The sequence below is a fragment of the Amycolatopsis sp. NPDC003731 genome (assembly GCF_053586895.1).
Genome location: NZ_JBSFNC010000095.1, coordinates 17620 through 36989 on the forward strand (window position 1 = coordinate 17620; position 19370 = coordinate 36989).

The 19370-nt window shown below is 70.7% G+C and carries 18 protein-coding genes; 12 read left to right on the forward strand and 6 right to left on the reverse strand.

Features of this window, described 5'->3' with window-relative positions; translation table 11 throughout:
• The first annotated feature begins 447 nt into the window (after positions 1-447).
• From sigK to ACWDN5_RS31390, 4 genes are all read left to right on the forward strand, one after another.
• Entirely contained in the window at positions 448-1044 is a 597-nt protein-coding gene (sigK, locus tag ACWDN5_RS31375) for an ECF RNA polymerase sigma factor SigK (protein ID WP_310967380.1), read from the forward strand.
• Entirely contained in the window at positions 1041-1721 is a 681-nt protein-coding gene (locus tag ACWDN5_RS31380) for an anti-sigma factor (protein WP_310967381.1), read from the forward strand. Before sigK ends, ACWDN5_RS31380 begins: the two co-directional genes overlap by 4 nt.
• Complete coding sequence (locus ACWDN5_RS31385) at positions 1714-3222, forward strand: molybdopterin-dependent oxidoreductase (protein ID WP_310967383.1); 1509 nt, start codon at positions 1714-1716, stop codon at positions 3220-3222. Before ACWDN5_RS31380 ends, ACWDN5_RS31385 begins: the two co-directional genes overlap by 8 nt.
• Before the next feature lie 93 nt (positions 3223-3315).
• A complete protein-coding gene (locus ACWDN5_RS31390) occupies positions 3316-3993 on the forward strand; it encodes a fasciclin domain-containing protein (protein WP_310967385.1) in 678 nt (225 codons plus the stop codon).
• Position 3994: 1 nt separating this feature from the next.
• Here the strand turns inward: ACWDN5_RS31390 and ACWDN5_RS31395 are convergent, their stop codons facing one another.
• Together ACWDN5_RS31395 and ACWDN5_RS31400 are read right to left on the reverse strand one after the other, a co-directional pair.
• On the reverse strand, positions 3995-4987 hold the full coding sequence (locus ACWDN5_RS31395; protein ID WP_449678816.1) for an LLM class flavin-dependent oxidoreductase: 993 nt from the start codon (positions 4985-4987) through the stop codon (positions 3995-3997).
• 45 nt (positions 4988-5032) lie between these two features.
• Positions 5033-5686, reverse strand: a complete 654-nt coding sequence (locus ACWDN5_RS31400; RefSeq protein WP_449678817.1) for a TetR/AcrR family transcriptional regulator — start codon at positions 5684-5686, stop codon at positions 5033-5035.
• A gap of 90 nt (positions 5687-5776) precedes the next feature.
• Here ACWDN5_RS31400 and ACWDN5_RS31405 point away from each other — a divergent pair, with 90 nt between their 5' ends.
• Entirely contained in the window at positions 5777-6745 is a 969-nt protein-coding gene (locus tag ACWDN5_RS31405) for an NAD(P)-dependent alcohol dehydrogenase (RefSeq protein WP_449678818.1), read from the forward strand.
• Here ACWDN5_RS31405 and bdeA read toward each other — a convergent pair.
• Positions 6742-7671: a bis(hydroxyethyl) terephthalate hydrolase gene (gene bdeA / locus ACWDN5_RS31410; RefSeq protein ID WP_310967391.1), complete on the reverse strand. Its 930-nt coding sequence runs from the start codon at positions 7669-7671 to the stop codon at positions 6742-6744. The two genes, ACWDN5_RS31405 and bdeA, sit on opposite strands and share 4 nt — an antisense overlap.
• 198 nt (positions 7672-7869) lie before the next feature.
• Positions 7870-8469, reverse strand: coding sequence for a QsdR family transcriptional regulator (locus ACWDN5_RS31415; protein ID WP_449678819.1), 600 nt, complete (start codon positions 8467-8469; stop codon positions 7870-7872).
• A 73-nt stretch (positions 8470-8542) separates the two neighbouring features.
• Between ACWDN5_RS31415 and ACWDN5_RS31420 the strand changes: the two genes are divergently transcribed.
• Positions 8543-9178, forward strand: a complete 636-nt coding sequence (locus ACWDN5_RS31420) for a DsbA family oxidoreductase (protein WP_449678820.1) — start codon at positions 8543-8545, stop codon at positions 9176-9178.
• Here ACWDN5_RS31420 and ACWDN5_RS31425 read toward each other — a convergent pair.
• On the reverse strand, positions 9156-9338 hold the full coding sequence (locus ACWDN5_RS31425) for a hypothetical protein (protein ID WP_308676161.1): 183 nt from the start codon (positions 9336-9338) through the stop codon (positions 9156-9158). The genes ACWDN5_RS31420 and ACWDN5_RS31425 overlap by 23 nt on opposite strands.
• A gap of 326 nt (positions 9339-9664) precedes the next feature.
• The gene (locus tag ACWDN5_RS31430; protein WP_310967394.1) at positions 9665-10717 is read right to left on the reverse strand and encodes a LacI family DNA-binding transcriptional regulator; all 1053 of its coding nucleotides are present in this window, start codon (positions 10715-10717) and stop codon (positions 9665-9667) included.
• A gap of 111 nt (positions 10718-10828) precedes the next feature.
• On the opposite strand from ACWDN5_RS31430, the gene ACWDN5_RS31435 reads away from it, so the two are divergent.
• The 6 genes from ACWDN5_RS31435 (at position 10829) to ACWDN5_RS31460 (ending at position 19318) form a co-directional block, all read left to right on the forward strand.
• Complete coding sequence (locus ACWDN5_RS31435; protein WP_449678821.1) at positions 10829-11755, forward strand: carbohydrate ABC transporter permease; 927 nt, start codon at positions 10829-10831, stop codon at positions 11753-11755.
• Between the two features lie 70 nt (positions 11756-11825).
• Positions 11826-12635 (forward strand): carbohydrate ABC transporter permease, encoded by an 810-nt coding sequence (locus tag ACWDN5_RS31440; RefSeq protein WP_310968469.1) that lies wholly within the window; start codon positions 11826-11828, stop codon positions 12633-12635.
• A gap of 32 nt (positions 12636-12667) precedes the next feature.
• On the forward strand, positions 12668-14008 hold the full coding sequence (locus ACWDN5_RS31445; protein WP_449678822.1) for an ABC transporter substrate-binding protein: 1341 nt from the start codon (positions 12668-12670) through the stop codon (positions 14006-14008).
• A complete protein-coding gene (arfA, locus tag ACWDN5_RS31450) occupies positions 14005-15549 on the forward strand; it encodes an arabinosylfuranosidase ArfA (RefSeq protein ID WP_449678823.1) in 1545 nt (514 codons plus the stop codon). Before ACWDN5_RS31445 ends, arfA begins: the two co-directional genes overlap by 4 nt.
• Positions 15542-17296 (forward strand): glycoside hydrolase family 35 protein, encoded by a 1755-nt coding sequence (locus ACWDN5_RS31455; RefSeq protein WP_449678824.1) that lies wholly within the window; start codon positions 15542-15544, stop codon positions 17294-17296. The genes arfA and ACWDN5_RS31455 overlap by 8 nt, the downstream gene beginning before the upstream one ends.
• Positions 17297-17332: 36 nt before the next feature.
• Complete coding sequence (locus ACWDN5_RS31460) at positions 17333-19318, forward strand: RICIN domain-containing protein (RefSeq protein ID WP_449678825.1); 1986 nt, start codon at positions 17333-17335, stop codon at positions 19316-19318.
• Positions 19319-19370: the final 52 nt, after the last annotated feature.

The window sequence follows — 19370 nt, forward strand, 5'->3', positions numbered from 1 at the left end:
CCCATAGTCAGTTCAACGCCCAGCGATCCGAAAAACTTTCACACGCCAGGGTGATCAAGAAGTGTCCGAGGTCACCGTCGGCGTGGCCGAACGGGCACTTCCCTCACGCACGGTCATCACCGGTGACCGGTCTTTCTGGCCCGCGATGTCCAGGTACACCCACCGACCGTCCAGATACGCGTGTCGACCCCTCAATCACGCGTGTCGACCTTCCGATCACGCGTGATGACCTCCCGATCACGCGTTGCTCGGCACATCAGCGTCGCGGTGAGCGGTCCGCACGGCGCTGACCACGCACCTCGACCGGCATTCGGAGCCGCGCGGCCACCGGATGGGTTCCGGCGGCGGATTTGCGCCGTCCGGGTGGGAAACGCCACCGGGCACCAGTCCGCTTCGCCGCCTGGCCGCGAACCCCCGGCAAGTCAGGGGTGACGTGGAGGGCCGGGAATGGGTGAGCGTGGGCGGCTGCGGCTGCCACCGGACGAGGCACCGGCGCCCGCGCCGAGCGCCGAAGAGCTGCTCGCGCGGGTGGCGGCGGGCGACGAGACGGCGTTCGCGTCGCTCTACGACCTCGTCGCGGGTCCGGTCCTCGGCCTCGCGACGCGCGTGCTGCGCAGTCACGCGCAGGCCGAAGAGGTGGCGCAGGAGGTGCTGGTGGAGGTGTGGCGCAAGGCCACGAGGTACGAGCCGGACCGCGGCAGCGCCCTGTCGTGGGTGCTGACCATCGCGCACCGCCGGGCCGTCGACCGCGTGCGCTCGCACCAGGCCGGTGTCGACCGCGAGGAGCGGGCGGGCCTGATGGACGTCCGGCGGCCGTTCGACGAGGTCACCGAGTCCACGTTGGCCGGTCTGGAGCAGCAGCGGGTGCGGCAGTGCCTGGCCGCGCTGACCGACCTGCAGCGCGAGTCGATCGTCCTGGCCTACTACAACGGCTACACCTACCCCGAGGTCGCCGAGGTGCTGAAGGTCGCGCCGGGCACGGTCAAGACCCGCATCCGCGACGGCCTGATCCGGCTGCGCGACTGCCTGGGGGTGGACCGATGACCGCCGAGCTGCACACGATGACCGGGGCGTACGCCCTGGACGCGGTGTCCGCCGCGGACCGCGCGGAGTTCGAACGCCACCTCGGCGAGTGCGCCGCTTGCCGCCAGGAGGTGGCCGAACTGCGGGCGACCGGCGCGCGGCTGGGCGTGGCGGCCGCGGTGGACCCGCCGCCGTCGCTGAAGCTGGTGGTGCTCGCCGACGTGGCCCGCACCCGCCAGCTGCCACCGAGGGTGCCGGTGGTCCGCCGGCTGAGCCGGGCCAAGACGTGGCAGGTGCGCTTCGCCCTGTTCGGCGCCGCCGCGGCGGCCGTGGTGGCGGTCGTGTTCGGGGTGGTCAGGACACCCGCGCCGGTCGACTCGGTGCTGAGCGCGCCGGACGCGGCCGCGATCCAAGGGGCGGGGGAAGGGCACACCACGCTCGTCGTCTCGCGCAGCCGCCACCAGGCCGTGCTGCTCGCGTCGGACCTGCCCGCGCTCGACGCCGGGCACGTCTACCAGGTGTGGCTGATCGGCGGCGGACACGCGCGCTCGGCCGGGCTGATGACGACCGAGGTGTCGCAGCGGATGCTGGTGGCCGACCTGCCCGCCGACGTCGACCGGATCGGGATCACCGTCGAGCCCGCCGGCGGTTCGGCCGGCCCGACGACCCCCGCCGTCACCAGGATTTCCCTTGCGTAGCCGCGGGTGGGCCGCCCTGCTCGGGGTCCTGGCGCTCGCCGCCGCCTTGGCGGCCGGCCACCTCGTCGCCGGGTTCGTCGGCGTCAACGCGTCGCCCTACCTGGCCGTGGGCAACGGTGCCATCGATTTGACCCCGGTGTGGCTGAAGGACTTCGCCGTCCGCACCTTCGGCACCTACGACAAGCTCGTGCTGCTGTCCGGGATGGCCGTCGTCATGGTGGCCGTCGCGGCGGTGGCGGGCCTGCTGTCGCGCCGGACGCCGGTGCCGGGACTGGTGGTGATCACCGGGTTCGGGCTCGTCGGCCTGGTCGCGGTGTACGCGCGGCCGGATCTCGACGCGGTCGCGCTGCTGGCCCCGCTGGCGAGCTTGGTCGCCGGGGTGGGGACGTTCGCCTTTCTGCACCGGCTCGGCGTCAACACTGCCGCCCCGGACTCGTCGCGGCGGACGGTGCTGCTGGCGAGCGCCGGCGTCGTCGTGGGCGCGGGGGTCGCCGGTCTCGGCGGGCAGCTGCTCGCCGGCCGCCGGGACGCGGCGGCGTCGCGCGAAGCGGTCGGGCGGCTCGTCCCGGCCCGGACCGCACCGATGATCCCGGCCGACGCCGACTTCGCGAAGCTGGGCACGCCGACGTTCCTGACCCCCAACGACCGCTTCTACCGGGTGGACACCGCGCTGACCGTGCCGCAGGTGCGGGCCGAGGACTGGAGCCTGCGGCTGCACGGGATGGTCGACCGCGAGATCCGGTACCGCTACGGCGACATCCGGAACCGGCCGCTGGTGGAACGCACGATCACGATGACCTGCGTGTCCAACGAGGTCGGCGGCACCTACGTCTCCACCGCGAACTTCCTCGGCGTCGACCTGGCCGACCTGCTCGAAGAGGCCGGGGTGCGGCCGGGTGCCGAGCAGCTCTTTTCGTCCAGTGTGGACGGCTGGACGTCCGGCAGCCCGGTCGCCGCGGCGCTGGACCGGGCGCGCGGGGCCATGCTCGCCATCGGCATGAACGGCGAACCGCTGCCGATCGAGCACGGTTTCCCGGCCCGGCTCGTCATTCCCGGGTTGTACGGGTACGTGTCGGCCACGAAATGGGTGACCGACCTCGAAGTCACGACCTGGGGGGCACGGCAGGCGTACTGGCTGAAACGCGGGTGGGGCCAGGAGGCCCCGATCAAAACGGAATCGAGAATCGACACGCCGAAGGGTTTCGAAACCGTCCCTTCGGGGAAGGTCCGTGTCGCGGGGGTCGCCTGGGCGCAGCACACCGGGATCGCCAAGGTCGAGCTGCGCATGGACAACGGACCGTGGCGGGAAGCCGTGCTGTCGCACGAAGTGAACGTCGACACCTGGCGCATGTGGTGGCTCGAGTTCGACCTCGCGCCGGGTGGCCACCAGGTCGTCTGCCGGGCGACGGACAAAAGCGGGTCCACGCAGACCGAAATGCGCGCCGGGACCGTCCCCGACGGCGCGACCGGGTGGCACAGCATCGCCTTCACGGCACGGTGACCCGGATCACCCGAATGGGGGCCAATCCGATTTCCGCGTAGTTCCGAATACCGGGCAAGAAGAAGTTCTCAGCCGCTTATGGGAGTGATTTTCGTGACCAAGCTTCGTGTCGCCGGAATCGGTGTCGCCGCTGTCGCCGCCCTTTCGCTGACCGCGTGCAGCGGTAGCGACACCGCTTCGTCGGGCAGCTCCAGCAGCGCCCCGGCGCCGGCTCCGTCGTCGTCGATGTCCGCGCCGTCGTCCAGCATGGCGGCCGGTGGTTCCGGCGTGACCACCAACGCCGACGTCTTCGGCCCGGCCTGTTCGCAGCTGCCGCAGGGTTCCGCGCCCGGTTCGCTGGACTCGATGGGCCCGCAGCCGGTCGCCTCGGCCGCTTCGACCAACCCGCTGCTGACCAAGCTGGTGGCCGCGGTCAAGGCCACCAACCTGGTCGACACGCTGAACAGCCAGGAGGCCATCACGGTCTTCGCGCCGGCCGACCCGGCGTTCGCCGCGCTGGGTGACGCCAAGTTCAACGAACTGGCCGGCAAGCCCGCCGAGCTGGCGCCGATCCTGCAGTACCACGTCGTCGGCAAGCGCTACGACGCCAAGGGCCTCGCCGCGGCCGGTTCGGTCGAGACGCTCAACACCGCCGGCGGCCCGGTGAAGATCGAGGGCTCCGGCGACAGCATGACGATCAACGGCGCGAAGATCCTGTGCGGCAACATCCCCACGAAGAACGCCACGGTCTTCGTGATCGACAAGGTGCTGACGCCGGGCACCAACAAGTAGGTCAGCGTCCGAGCAGGGGGCCCAGGCGTTCCGCGATGTCGGTGAGGATCTGCACGTAGTCTTCGTGTTCGAAGGTGAACGGCAGGGCGAAAGCCACCTCGTCGATCTCGCGGAACGCCTGGTGCGCGTGCAGCCGCTCGGCGATTTCCGCCGACGTGCCGACGAAGTCGGGGGAGAACAGCATCCGCGCGGGGCCCTGCGGTTCCGCCGTGCGGGGCAGCCGTTTTTCGGCATAGGCCTCGTACTTCGCCCGCTGTTCCGGTGTCGCGCCGTCGGTGGGGATCACGACCAGGCCCTGCGAAATGCGGCCTTCGGGGTGGTGCTCGCGGAACGTCCGGATGTGCGAGAGCTGGATCTCGGCGAAGTCCGTGCTCTCGCCTTCGGCCTTGACCACGCTGCTGGTGAGGAAGTTCATCCGGTGCTTGCCGGCCCACTCCGCCGAGCGCAGGCTCGCGCCGCCGTACCAGAGGCGGTCGCCGAGGCCGGGTGCCTGCGGCTGGACGCGGTCCGAGAACACCTCGAAGCCCTGGGTGCCGCTGAATCCCGTCGCCGGCTCGCCGCGCACGAAGTCCAGCAGCCGCTGCACCCGGTCGTACGAGAAGTCCTCGACGTCCGCGGTGTCCGGGTAGAGGGCGTGCTTGACGTCGTCCCAGCGCATCGGCGGCCCGACGCTGAGCCCGGGGTTGAGCCGCCCGCCCGAGAGCAGGTCGACGGTGGCGAGGTCTTCGGCCAGCCGCAGCGGGTTCTCCCAGCCGAGCGGGATCACCGCGGTGCCGAGCTCGATCCGGCTGGTCCGCTGCGACGCGGCGGCCAGCACGGCGACCGGCGAGGAAATGCCGTACTGGAGGTGCCGGTGGCGCACCCAGGCGCTGTCGAACCCGAGGCGTTCGCCCAGCTCGATGATCTCCAGCGTCGACTCGTGGCCCCGGCGCGGGTCGGCCGCGTCGAACAGGCCGATGGTCAGGAAGCCGAGCTTCCGCAGTGGTCGTGACACAGCTTCGATTTTGCCCCGGTGGGCGGAGTTGTCCCAGCCGGTGGACTACCGCAGCCGGTCGAGGCCGTCGAGGACGAGGTCGAGGCCGAATTCGAACTCCGCCTGGTCGTCGCACCAGCCGAGGGTCGAATCCGGGTCGTCGTGGGCGATTTCGGCCAGCATCCCGACCAGGTTCGGCAGCTGGGCGGCCAGTTCCGCGGGCACCTCGGCCGACGCCCCGGCGTTCGGGTCGAACAGCTCCTGGCTGAACCCGAGCGCGCGGCTGCCCAGCGCGTGCAGCGCGTGGTGGATCCGGTCGTGCGAGAACCCGCCCTCGCGCATCAGGCCGACCAGGCCGTCGTAGTACTTCAGCACCGCGATGCTCGTCGCCGAGCGCGTGCCGAACAGGCCGGGCGCCCAGGGGTGGCGGAGGAAGACCTGCCGCGCCGCGAGGATGCGCCGCCGGGCCGTCTGCTTCCAGTCCGGGCCGGGCGCCACGCGGGCCACGACGTCGTTGATCTCCTCGGCGACCACCTCGACGATCCCGTCGAGCACGTCTTCCTTCTTGGCCACGTGGTAGTAGAGCGACATCGCCTCGGCGCCGAGGTCCTCGGCGAGCCGGCGCATGGTCACCGCGCGCAGCCCGTGCTCGTCGGCGAGCGCGACGGCCGCCCGCAGCACGCGTTCCCGGCTCAGCGGGGTCCGGGCATCGGTGGTCACGGATTGGATCGTACAACGTAAGTCCCCTTGACCCTGCGCTCGTCCTAGAGCTACCTTACGGCGTAAGACTTACAACGTAAGGGAGCGGTCATGAAGGCTTTGGTGCAGCGTGCGTACGGCCCGCCGGACAGCTTGACCTGGGAAGACGTGCCCGAACCGGTGCCGGGTCCCGGCGAAGTGCTGGTGCGGGTGCACGCCACTTCGGTCAACCCGTACGACTGGCACTTCATGAGAGGCGAGCCGTACGTGGCCCGCCTGATGACCGGCGGCTTCGGCCTGCGGCGCCCGCCGGTGGGCGTCCTCGGCTGCGACCTGGCCGGCCGGGTGTCGTCGGCGGGGAAGGTGTTCGCGCCCGGCGACGACGTCTACGCGCTGCTGCCGCGGGGTGCGCACGCCGAGTACGTCTGCGTGCCCGAGGACCTGCTGGCGCCGATGCCGGCGAACCTCACCCACGAGCAGGCGGCGGCGATGCCGATGGCGGCCGTGACCGCGCTGCTGGCGCTGCGAGGTGTCGAGGCCGGGCAGCGGGTGCTGGTCAACGGCGCTTCCGGCGGGGTCGGCACCTTCGCCGTCCAGCTGGCGCGGGCGCTCGGGGCGCGGGTGGACGCGGTGAGCACCAACGTCTCCTTGGTGCGCTCGCTCGGCGCGGAGCACGTCTTCGACTACCGGACGGACGACTTCACGCGCAGCGACCGCCGCTACGACGTCGTGCTGGACGTCGCCGGCGGCCGGTCGGTGTTCGCCTGCCGGCGGGTGCTGGTGCGGGGCGGCACCTTCGTCGCCGTCGGCGGCCCGGCCGGGCGGTGGGTGCAGCCCGCGGGGCACGTCTTCGCCGCCCTGGCGTCCGGTCTCCCGGCGCGGCGGCGGGTCGTGCTGGCGGACGCCGTGGCCTGCGCGGACAAGGCGGCGGTCCTGCGTGAGCTGGCCGGTTTCGTGGAGCGCGGCGCGGTCACGCCGGTCGTCGACCGGAGCTACCCGTTCGACGACCTGCGTGCCGCGTTCGCTTACTCCGAGGCAGGGCACGCCAAGGGCAAGGTGGTCGTCACCCTCGGCGGCTAGCCGTTGTGCGGGCAGTTGCCGCGGTAGTCCGAAATGGACAGGCTGGTGCTCGGGATCGGGCAGAGGAACTGCTCGTAGCGGGTGTCGTTGTCGATGAACCGCTTGAGCCAGGACAGGGTGTACTTCGCGATCGTCGTGTTCGACGTGTTGGGCGCGAAGTGGCTGGCGCCGCGCAGTTCCAGGTAGGCACGGTCCAGAGTGGACGGAAGACTCGCGTAGAACGGGATCGAGTGCGACGCCACCGGCGCGATGGTGTCCGACTGCGCCCCGACGACGAGCGTCGGCACCCGCAAGGTCGACCAGTTCTTCGTCAGGTTCCAGCCGGTCAGCGGCACCGCGGCCTGCAGCGACGGCCGGGAGCGCGCCGCTTCGAGCGTGCCACCGCCGCCCATGGAGTGCCCGACGACGCCGAGCCGGCTGCTGTCGATCCGCGATCGGACGCTGCTTTGCTGCGTCAGGTAGTCCAGGGAGGCCAGCAGTTGCCGGCCGCGGCTGTCGGGCTGGTCGGAGGTGGTGATGGTGTCGATGGTGAACACCACGAAACCCTGTGACGCCAGGCGCGGGCCCAGCCAGGCGATGCTCGACTGGGTGGCGGTGAAGCCGGGAGCGATCGAGATCGCGCCGAACGTGCCGGCGGTCGTGGTCGTCGGGTAGTAGATGGTGCCGCCGCCGAAGCCGGAGACGGCCAGCCGGGACACCGTGGCGGTGCTCGTCGCGAACGACCCGCGGCTGGCTTCGATGCTGGCGGTGGTCGGGTCGGGACCCCGCTCGTAGGGGTTCGCGGCGGCGGGTGCCGGCGCGGCGACCGCGGTGGTCAGCGCCAGGGCGCCCAGCACGACGCCGGCGGCCTTGGCGCGCCACCCGCGTCGGCGGGAAATTTTCTCACCCAAGCCGGACGTCGTCGGCGGGCTGGTGGGTGCGGACATGGATCGCTCTCTTTCCCCGGGCAGGCGAAAGCACGCCCGGACACAGACGGGCGGATCGGCAGAACTGGTGCACGGCAACGGAAGGACGTGCCGCGGGCGGGGTGCGGGGTAACCGCTTTCCCTCCGCCTATGAAACACCTTGGCGAAATGTTCCACATCCTCCGAATGGGGGAGCGGCCTGACGAACTGGGCGGTCGCTCAGGGCACGCGAACCGGCTCGAGGGCGCCGCGCACGAGGGTGTCGACCAGCGTCGTCGCGACGGTCAGGTCCACCGAGCGGGCGGCGAGGACGTCGGAGTAGAGGAAGGACTCGCCGAGCCGGACCACCGCGAAGGCCAGGTCCGGGAGCCCGACCAGCGGGGCCAGCCCGGCGGCGTCGGCGTCCTCCTGGAACAGCTTGACGTGCGCGTCGACCAGCCCGGGCTGCACGGCACCGCGCGGATCGGTGAGCACGCGCAGGGCGACGTTCGACTCGGCCTCGATGAGCTTGCGCATGCCTTCGCTGCCGGCGACTTCGCGGCGGTAGGCCTCCATGACCCAGAGGCAGCGCAGCCGGCCGTCCGGGGTGCGGACCGCGTCGCCGTGCTCGGCGCGCCAGCCGTCGAGCGCGCGCTGCCAGGTCCGGTCGGAGAGCAGGCGGAGGCCGGCGCCCATCAGGTCCTCGCGATTGCCGACGCGGCGGAAGAAGGTGGTGCGCGAGATGCCGAGGTCGGCGGCCATCCGCCCGAGGTCGAGGCGGGTGCCGGCCATCAGCAGGCGGGCGGCGTGCCGGACGATGTCGTCGGTCGAGGCGGTCACCGGCGTCACCCTAGTCGCAGGTGGGTGCCGGTTACCTTGAAGTGCGCGGCACCCCTTCGGTTAGCTGGGTTCCGTGCGCGTAGACATCTGGTCCGATCTGGTCTGTCCCTGGTGCTATCTCGGCAAACGCCGCTTCGAGCAGGCGGTGGCCGAAGTCGGTGTCGACGTCGAGGTGGTGCACCACTCGTTCCAGCTCGACCCGTCGTTCCCGCGCGGGACCTCGCGGCCGACGCGCGAGGTGCTGGCCGAGAAGTACGGCCGGACACTGGAAGAAGCGGACGCGATGGAAGCCCAGATGGAGGAGCGCGCGGCCGCCGACGGCCTCGAGTACCACCTCGACGGCGTCCACATGGGCAACACGGTCGATGGCCACCGCCTGGTCCACTTCGCGGCCGAGCGCGGTCTGGCCGACGCCGTCGTCGACCGGTTCTACGCCGCGCACTTCACCGAGCGGCGTTCGCTGTTCGACCACGATTCGCTGGTGTCGCTGGCCGTGGAAGCGGGCCTGGACGAGGCCGAGGCGCGGGCGGTGCTCGAATCCGACGCGTACGAAGCGGAAGTGGCATCGGACGGCGAGCAGGCCCGCGCGCTCGGCGCGTCCGGCGTCCCGTTCTTCGTGATCGACCAGCGCTACGGCGTGGCGGGAGCCCAGTCGCCGGAGGTGTTCGCCCAGGTGCTGCGGCAGGTCAGCGCCGCCGCCGCCGGGTGAACCGCGACCGGTCGGTGGCGACGCCGGCCAGGTGCAGGGCAACGCAGAGGAGGCCGGCGGTGGTGAGCGTCCCGGTGGTGATCACCGGGCCGAGCCCGAACCCGGCGAGCTCCATGAGCAAGGCGAGCCCGAAGAGGACGGCGGCGAGAATGGCGAGCATGACGGTCTCGTTTCCGTGGCGTGGGGCCGAACGGTCCACGCCACTGGGACGTTGGGGGTACCGGGGTTTCCGGCTTGGTGGCCGGTAATTCCCCCGCCCCGCCCGCCTGAAACGACCACTTTCCCACCCTCGTTCCCCGCCCACCGCCGCGCAGATTCCCGATGCCGTACCGGAGGGTCGGTTCGTGTGATTGAAGGGTCAACACGCGTGATTGGAGGGTCGGCACGCGTGATTGGAGGGTCGACACGCGGTGGCGTCCGGCCCGTGCCGTGTCGACCTCCCAATCACGCGAGTTGACCTCCCAATCACGTGAGTTGACCCTTCGATCACGCGGGGGGTGGGGCGGTGCTGGAGCGGATGACCAGCTCCGTCGGGAGGAGGACCGGCTCGCCGGCTTCCGTGCCTGTCTCGATCTCCGCCAGGAGGGCCTTCACCGCGTGGCGGCCCACCGCCTCGAACGACTGGCGGATCGTCGTCAGCGGGGGCCAGAAGTGGGCTGACTCCTCCATGTCGTCGAAGCCGACCACGCTCACCGAAGCCGGCACCGCGCGGCCCGTCTCGTGCAACGCGCGCAGCAGCCCCAACGCCATCTGGTCGTTCGCCGCGAACACCGCCGTCACCTCCGGGTCCGCCGCCAGGCGCAGGCCCGCCTGGTAACCCGACTCCGGTGACCAGTCGCCGGCCACCACCGGGGGAACGACACGGCCCGCACGCTCCAAAGTGGCCTGCCACGACTTCCGGCGCCGCTCGGCCGAGTACGACTGCGGCGGCCCGGCGATGTGCCAGACCGTCGAGTGCCCCAGGGACAGCAGGTGGCTGGTCGCCCGCGCCGCGCCGTCGGCCTGGTCGTTGTCCACCACCGGGTAGTCGTAGCGGGCACTCGAGTCGATCACCACCACCGGGAGCCCGTGCGGGAGTTCGATTTCGCTTTGGTCAAGCTGGTGTTGCTCGATGAGGATGATGACGCCGTCGACGGCCTGCTCGTTCAACGTGCTGAACGCACCGGTCACCTCGCCCTGGGTCGGTCGCGTCACCGGCATCAGGATGATCGAGAACCCCTCCGGCACGACCGCCGCCGCGATGGCGTCGAGGGTGCGGCTGTTGCCGAACGTCGGGAGGGCCGAAATGATCACGCCGATGCTGCGGAACTGGCCGTTGCGCAGGGCCCGGGCCGCGCTGTTGGGCCGGTAGCCGACCCGTCGCATCGCGGCGAGCACCCGCTCCCGCGTCGCTTCGTCCACATTGGTCTTGCCGTTGGCGACCCGGGAAACCGTCTGGCCCGAGACACCCGCCTCGCGGGCGACGTCCGCCATCGACGGGCCCCGGCGCCGGGCCGGGCCGGGTGCGGATGACGTCGCTGTCTGGCGCGGCACAGTCACTCCTTGGTGTCCTGGACATGTTTACGTCAACACGTTACTCTGCGGCCGTCCATGTTGACGTAAACATCCTGCCGGGTCCAGTGCCCGGCCGCATGACCACTCGGAGTGACGATGACGTCCACAGCGGCTCCGCCCGCCCCGGTGCCTTCGCGCCGGGCGTCCGCGGCCCGCCGGCCGCGGCGGAAATGGCGGGGCTGGCTGTTCGTCGCCCCCTTCATGCTGGTGTTCGCGCTGACCTTCATCGCGCCCGTCGTGTACGCCTTCGTGCTGAGCCTCTTCCGGGACCAGGCCTTCTTCGGCGGCACGGTCTTCGTCGGCGCCGACAACTACGTCCAGGTCTTCGGCGACCCGAAGTTCTGGGAGGCCTTCCGGCGCGTGCTGGTGTTCCTCGCCGTGCAGGTACCGATCATGCTGGTGCTCGCGCTGATCGCGGCCCTGGCGATCGACAGCGCCCGGCTGCACGCCGCCGGCTTCTTCCGGATCGTGATCTTCCTGCCGTACGCGGTGCCCGCCGTGGTCGCCGCGCTGATGTGGGGGTTCATCTACGGTGACCACTTCGGGCTCGCCGCCGACCTGAACCACCTGCTCGGCACCGCGCTGGCGCCGTTGTCGCCGAGCTGGCTGCTCACCTCGATCGGCAACATCGTCACGTGGGAGTTCGTGGGCTACAACATGCTCATCTTCTACTCCGCGCTGAAGGTGATCCCGAAGGAACTGTTCGAGGCGGCCGCCATCGACGGCGCCGGCACGTTCCGCACGATCCTCTCGGTCAAGCTGCCCGCGATCCGGGGCGCCATCGTGGTCGCGACGATCTTCTCGATCATCGGCAGCTTCCAGCTGTTCAACGAACCGAACATCATGCGCAACCTGGTCCCGAACACAATCGGCACGTTCTACACGCCGAACATGTACGCCTACAACCTTTCCTTCAACGGGCAGCAGTACAACTACTCCGCCACCGTCGCGATCGTGATGGGCGTGATCACCGCGGTCATCGCCTACGTCGTGCAGCTGCGCGGCTCCCGGAAGGAGATGTGACGTGGCTGTTCTCCCGAAGACGCGGTTCTCCGTGACCAAGCCGCGCAAGTCCCGGGTCCTCACCGGCTTCATGGCGCTGTACCTGCTCTACACCCTGGTCCCCCTGGTGTGGCTGGTGATCAACGCGAGCAAGACCCAGCCGGCGCTGTTCTCGACCTCGGGACTGTCCTTCGGCGACACGTTCGCGCTGTTCGACAACATCGGCCAGACGTTCACCTACAACGGCGGCATCTTCTTCCGCTGGCTCGGGAACACCCTGCTGTACGTCGTGGTCGGCGCCGGCGGCGCGACCTTCCTCGCCACCGCGGCGGGCTACGGGCTGGCCAAGTACCGCTTCCCCGGCCGCCGCGGGGTGTTCGCCGTCGTCCTCGGCGCCGTGGCCGTGCCCCCGACGGCGCTGGCCGTGCCGACGTTCCTGATGTTCAGCAAGATGGGGCTGACCAACACGCCGTGGGCGGTCCTCATCCCGTCCCTGATCAGCCCGTTCGGCCTGTACCTGATCTGGGTCTACGCCGCCGACGCCATCCCCGACGAGCTCCTGGAAGCGGCGCGGATCGACGGCGCGGGCGAGCTCCGGATCTTCCTCACCGTGACGCTGCGCCAGCTGGTTCCCGGCATCATCACGGTCGCGCTGTTCACGATGGTGCAGACGTGGAACAACTACTTCCTGCCGCTGATCATGCTCAGCGAACCGAAGTGGTACCCGCTGACCGTCGGGCTCAACCAGTGGAGCGCCCAGGCCAACGGCGCCGGCGCCCAGCCGATCTTCAACCTGGTGCTCACCGGGTCGTTGCTCACCATCATTCCCCTCGTCGTCGCTTTCCTGCTCATGCAACGGTTCTGGCAGTCCGGGCTGAGCGCCGGAAGCGTTAAGCAATAACCCGCCGTCACACCGCCGTGAAGGGACACCCGATGTCAAGAATCCGCACCCGCGCCAAGGCGGCCGCCGCCCTCGCGCTGGCCGCCGCGCTCGCGGTCGGCTGCTCGTCCGGGGGCACGTCCTCCGCCCCCGCCGCCGCCACCGGCACCCAGGACTCCGTCGACGCCGCGCTGAAGGCCGGCGGCGAGATCACCTACTGGAGCTGGACGCCGTCGGCCAAGGACCAGGTGGCCGCCTTCCAGAAGGAATACCCGAACGTCAAGGTCAACTACGTCAACGCGGGGACCAACAAGGAGGAGTACACCAAGCTCCAGAACGCGATCAAGGCCGGCTCGGGTGCCCCCGACGTCGCCCAGATCGAGTACTACGCCCTCCCGCAGTTCGCGCTGACCGACTCGCTGGCGGACCTCAACCAGTTCGGTTTCGGCTCGTTCGAGAAGGACTACAGCGCCTCGACGTGGGCGCAGGTGAAGAACGGCAACGGCATCTACGGCCTCCCGCAGGACTCCGGCCCGATGGCCCTGTTCTACAACAAGGAGGTCTTCGACAAGAACGGCATCGCCGTGCCGAAGACCTGGGCCGAGTACATCGACGCGGCGAAGAAGCTGCACACCGCCGACCCGGCCAAGTACATCACCTCGGACACCGGTGACCCCGGGTTCGTGCTGAGCATGATCTGGCAGGCCGGCGGGCACCCGTTCACCGTCGACGGCCGGAACGTGAAGGTCGACCTCGCCGACGCGGGCACCAAGAAGTGGACCGCGATGTGGGACCAGCTGATCCAGGGCAAGCTGCTCGCCCCGGTCAAGGAGTGGTCCGACGACTGGTTCCGCGCGCTCGGTGACGGCACCATCTCGTCCCTGGTCACCGGCGCCTGGATGCCGGGCAACTTCATCTCGTCGGTGCCCGGCGGCGCCGGCAAGTGGGCGGTCGCGCCGATGCCGACCTACGACGGCAAGCCGGTCACCGCGGAGAACGGCGGCAGCGCGCAGTCCGTGGTCAAGCAGAGCAAGAACCCGGCGCTGGCCGCGGGCTTCGTGCGCTGGCTCAACCACGCCGGTGGCGTCCAGCCGTTCATCAAGAGCGGCGGCTTCCCGTCGACCACGGCCGACCTGACCTCGCCCGCGTTCGTCGACGAGGCCGTGCCCTACTTCGGCGGCCAGAAGGTCAACCAGGTGCTGACGCAGGCGTCGAAGGACGTCGCGCCGGGCTGGACGTACCTGCCGTACCAGACCTACGCCAACAGCATCTTCAGCGACACCGCCGGCAAGGCCTACCTGAACGCCACCCCGCTCGACGCCGGACTGGCGGCCTGGCAGCAGGCCATCGTCGACTACGGCAACCAGCAGGGCTTCACGGTCAGCGCCGGATGACCGTCCACATCGAAGGCGACGCGGGCCAGGTCATCGGCCCGGTCCCGCGTCGCCTCTTCGGCTCCTTCGTCGAGCACATGGGCCGGTCGGTCTACACCGGGCTGTACGAGCCGGGTCACTCCACATCGGACGCTCGCGGCTTCCGCGGCGACGTCCTGGAGCTGGTCCGGGAACTCGGGCCGACCGTGCTTCGCTACCCCGGTGGCAACTTCGTTTCCAGCTACCGCTGGGAAGACGGCGTCGGACCGGCCGAATCGCGGCCGGTCCGGCTGGACCCGGCGTGGCACAGCGTCGAGTCCAACCGCTTCGGCCTGCACGAGTTCGTCGCGTGGGCCGAAGCCGCGGGTGCCGAGGTGATGTACGCCGTCAACCTCGGCACCCGCGGCATCCAGGAAGCCGCGGACGTCCTCGAGTACTGCAACCACGCCGGCGGGACGGAACTGAGCGAGCGGCGGCGCGCGAACGGCGCCGACCGCCCGTTCGGCTTCAAGCTGTGGTGCCTCGGCAACGAGATGGACGGCCCGTGGCAGATCGGCCACAAGACGGCCGAGGAGTACGGCCGCCTGGCCGCCGAGACCGCCCGGCTCATGCGGATGATCGACCCGGACCTCGAACTGGTCGTCGCGGGCAGTTCGCACGCCGACATGCCGACGTTCGGCTCGTGGGAGCGCACCGTGCTGCGCCACACCGCCGAGCTGGTCGACCACATCTCGCTGCACGCCTACTACCAGGAGCTGCACGGCGACACCGACAGCTACCTGGCCAGCGCGGCCGCGCTGGACCGCTACATCGCCACGACGGCCGGGGTCATCGACGAAACCCTCGCCGAGCTGGGGCTCGACAAGAAGATCGGGATCAGCGTCGACGAGTGGAACGTCTGGGACCTGCGCCGCTGGAACGAGGTCGACCAGGCGGAGCTCGCCGCGGGCGGCTGGCGGCAGCACCCGCGGATCATCGAGGACACCTACACCGTCACCGACGCGGTCGTCGTCGGTTCGCTGCTGAGTTCCCTGCTGCGCAACGTCGACCGCGTCACCATGGCCAACCAGGCGCAGCTGGTGAACGTCATCGCGCCGATCCGCTCCGAGCCCGGTGGCCCGGCCTGGCGGCAGACGACGTTCCACCCGTTCCGGCAGGTCGCCGCGCTGGCCGGCGGGGCGAGCCTGCGCCTGGAGGTCGACGGCGACCGGCTCCGCACCGCACAACACGGCGAAGTCGGCCTGGTCGACGCCGCCGCGACGGTCGAGGAGTCCGGGCGCGGGGCGGTGTTCCTGACCAACCGCGCGACGGCGTCGCCGACCGAAGTCCGGATCCGCCTGCGTGGCGCCCGGTTCGGCGTCTACGCCGCCGAAACCCTGACCACACCGGACGGCGAGACCCGCCACACGGTGAACACCGCCGACGCACAACCGGTCCGGCCGGTGCCGCTACCCGGCACGGTCGCGACGTCCGATCCCGGGGGGACCACCATCACCGTGACACTGCCACCCTTGTCCTGGACCGTGCTCCAGCTGACCCCGCAGGCGGGCCCGGATGCCTGAGTTCGCCATCGGGGAGCACGACTTCCTGCTCGACGGCCGCCCGTTACGCATCCTGTCCGGTGCCCTGCACTACTTCCGCGTCCACCCGGACCTGTGGGCCGACCGGATCGACAAGGCCCGGCGGATGGGGCTCAACACCATCGAGACGTACGTGGCGTGGAACGCGCACGCCCCGGAGCCCGGCACGTTCGACCTGTCCGGCGGGCTCGACCTCGACCGGTTCCTGCGCATGATCGCCGACGCCGGGATGTACGCGATCGTGCGGCCCGGCCCGTACATCTGCGCCGAGTGGGACAACGGCGGGCTGCCCGCCTGGCTGTTCCGCGACCCGTCGGTCGGCGTGCGCCGGTACGAGCCGAAGTACCTGGACGCCGTCCGCGAGTACCTGACGAAGGTGTACGAGGTCGTCGTCCCGCACCAGGTCGACCGCGGCGGGCCGGTGCTGCTGGTCCAGGTGGAGAACGAATACGGCGCGTTCGGCGACGACAAGCGTTACCTGAAAGCGCTCGCCGAGCACACGCGCGACTCCGGCGTCACCGTGCCACTGACCACAGTGGACCAGCCGACACCGGAGATGCTCGAAGCGGGCAGCCTCGACGGGCTGCACCGCACGGCGTCGTTCGGGTCCGGTGCCGAAGCGCGGCTGGCCGTCCTGCGGGAGCACCAGCCGACCGGGCCGCTGATGTGCAGCGAGTTCTGGAACGGCTGGTTCGACCACTGGGGCGCGCACCACCACACGACGTCGGCCGCGGATTCGGCGGCGGAGCTCGACGCGCTGCTCGCCGCGGGCGCGTCGGTCAACCTGTACATGTTCCACGGCGGCACCAACTTCGGGCTCACCAACGGCGCCAACGACAAGGGCGTCTACCAGCCGCTGATCACGTCCTACGACTACGACGCGCCGCTGGACGAAGCCGGGAACCCGACGCCGAAGTACCACGCCTTCCGCGACGTGATCGCCCGCTACCACAAGGTGCCCGACACCGTTCCGCCGCCGGCCCGGCCCGCACCGACGCCGTCCGGCGCGCTCGGTGACCCGGTCCGGCTGCTCGACGCGCCGGAGCGGTGGGGCACCTGGGAGTTCCACGAAGAGCTGCCCGCGTTCGACGAGCTCACGCCGATGCCGCAGCTCGCGCTGCTGCGGTGCACCGTCGAGGGCGACCGGCCCGGCGTGCTGACCTTCGGCGAGGTCCGCGACCGCGCGACCGTGTTCTTCGACGGCGACCTGGTCGGCACGCTCAGCCGGGACCACCACGAGCGCGCGATCCCGCTGCCGCGCGCGTCCGGCGAGCTGCTGGTGCTGGTCGAGGACCAGGGCCGCGTCGACTACGGCCCGCGCATCGGCGAGGCGAAGGGCATCATCGGCGGGGCGTCGCTGCACGGCGAGCCGCTGGCCGGCTGGGACGTGCTGCCGTTCGACCTGGCCACGCTGCCGTCGCTGCGGCCTTCGGCGCCGTCGTCCGTGACGGGCGCGGTGGCCGGGCCGGTGGTGCTGCGCGCCCGGATCGACGTCGACGAGCCCGCCGACCTCTTCCTCGACACGGGGGAGTGGGGCAAGGGCGTCGCCTGGCTCAACGGGTTCGCGCTCGGCCGGTACTGGCGGCGCGGGCCGCAACGGACGTTGTACGTGCCGCGCCCGGTGGTCCGGCCCGGTGCCAACGAACTGGTCGTGCTGGAACTCGGCACGATGCTCGACCCCGCGGCCCGGTTCGTGCCGCGGCCGCTGCTGGGCCACACCGAGGCCTGAAGTACCGTCCCCACCGCACCGAAGGGCAGTTCGACGATGAACTTGCGGCGTTTGCTCACCGTCCTTTGTGTACCTCTGATAGGCGGCGCGGTCGTCGCCGCACCGGCGGAAGCGGCCACTTCTGTCACAGTCAAGCCGGATCCGACCTACCGGCGGCAGCCGTTCGACGGCTGGGGCGCCAGTCTGGCGTGGATGGCCGAGGCGACCGGCGGCTACTCGGATGCCGTCCGGAACAAGCTGGCCGACCTGGTCTTCGGGCCCGACGGGCTGAACCTGAACATCGCCCGGTTCAACGTCGGCGGCGGCAACGCCCCCGACGTCCCGTCGTACCTGCGCGCGGGCGCCGCGGTGCCGGGCTGGTGGAAGGCTCCGGCCGGTACCACCCGCACCGACAAGGACTGGTGGACCCCCGGCGACGCGGCCGAGTTCGACCCCAAGGCGGACCCGAACCAGCGCTGGTGGGTCGACAAGATCAAGAACCGCGTCACGAAGTGGGAGGCGTTCAGCAACTCGCCGCCCTACTTCCAGACCGTCTCCGGGTACGTCTCGGGCGGCTTCAACGCCACCGACGAGCAGCTGCGGCCGGACAAGATCGGCGACTTCACCGCGTATGTGACGCAGGTCGTGCGGACCCTCGAGAAGGCGCACGGCATCAAGTTCGCGTCGGTGAACCCGCTGAACGAGCCGAACACGAACTACTGGAAGACCACGCTCGGCGCCGACGGCAACCCGACCGGCGGCCGCCAGGAGGGCGCGCACATCGGCCCGGCGGTCCAGTCGCAGCTGATCCCGGCGATGGCGTCCGCGCTGAAGGCGGCCGGCTCGCGAGCGATCGTCTCCGCGCCCGACGAGACCAACCCGGACATCTTCGCGGCGGACTGGGCCGGCTGGTCGGCCGACGCGCGCGCCGCGGCGGGCCGGCTCAACGTGCACACCTACGGCACCGGCAACCGGCCGGTCCCGCGCGACCTCGCCAAGGGCGCGGGCAAGCCGCTGTGGATGAGCGAGGTCGGCGGCAGCTGGCTGGACCGCCAGGACTTCACGGACATGGACCCCGGCCTCGGCATGGCCAAGCAGATCACCGACGACCTGCGGCTCCTGGAACCGAGCGCGTGGGTCAGCTGGCAGCCGATCGAGGACTACAACAACATGAAGCCGGGCGGCGAGTCCGCGGCCGGGATGAACTGGGGCGAGATCCAGGTCCCGTTCGACTGCCCGAAGAACGCCACGCTGCAGACCTGCCCGATCAAGACGAACACCAAGTTCAACACCATGCGCAACTTCACCCACTACATCAAGCCGGGTGACCGGCTGATCGGGGTGAACGACACCGCGTCCACGGTCGCGATGCGCGGCGAGGACCTGGCGACGGTCGTGCACACCAACGCGGGCACCGACGCCCAGGACGTCACGCTGGACCTGTCCGGCTTCCGGAACGTCCGGCACGGGGCGTCCGTGACGCCGGTGGTCACCGACGTCACCGGGGCGCTGAAGCGGGGCAAGCCGGTGAAGGTGACCGCCGGCCGGGCGACGCTCCAGGTCCCGGCGCGTTCGGTGACGACCTTCCTCGTCGACGGCGTCTCCGCGACGGCGGCCGGCACCGGCATCGGCTCGGGCAAACCGGTCACCTTCACCGGCGTGCAGAGCGGCAAGTCGCTGTCGGCGGAAAACGGCTCGCTGGTCCAGCGCACGACGGACGCCTCGGCGGCGGCGCAGCGCTGGACGCTCACCGACCGCACGGGCCGCTACGGCAACCGCGACCGGTTCACCATCACGAACGCGGGCACGGGCCAGGTGCTCAGCACGTCCGGCGGCGCGGTGACGCTGGCCGCGGCGGGCGCGTGCGACCCGGCGGCGCAGTGGACGCTGTCCACGACCGGTGACGGCACCTGGACGTTCGTCAACGCGGCGAGCGGGCAGCTGCTCGACGTCACGAGCGAGTCCCGTGAGGACGGCGCCCGGATCGGCCTGTACAAGCCGACCAACGGGCCCAACCAGCGCTGGCAGGCCGTCACCCGCTGACCTGGCTCCCCGGTCGTGAGTGGTGGGGGGGGGGGGGTGCCGCCGGGCCACT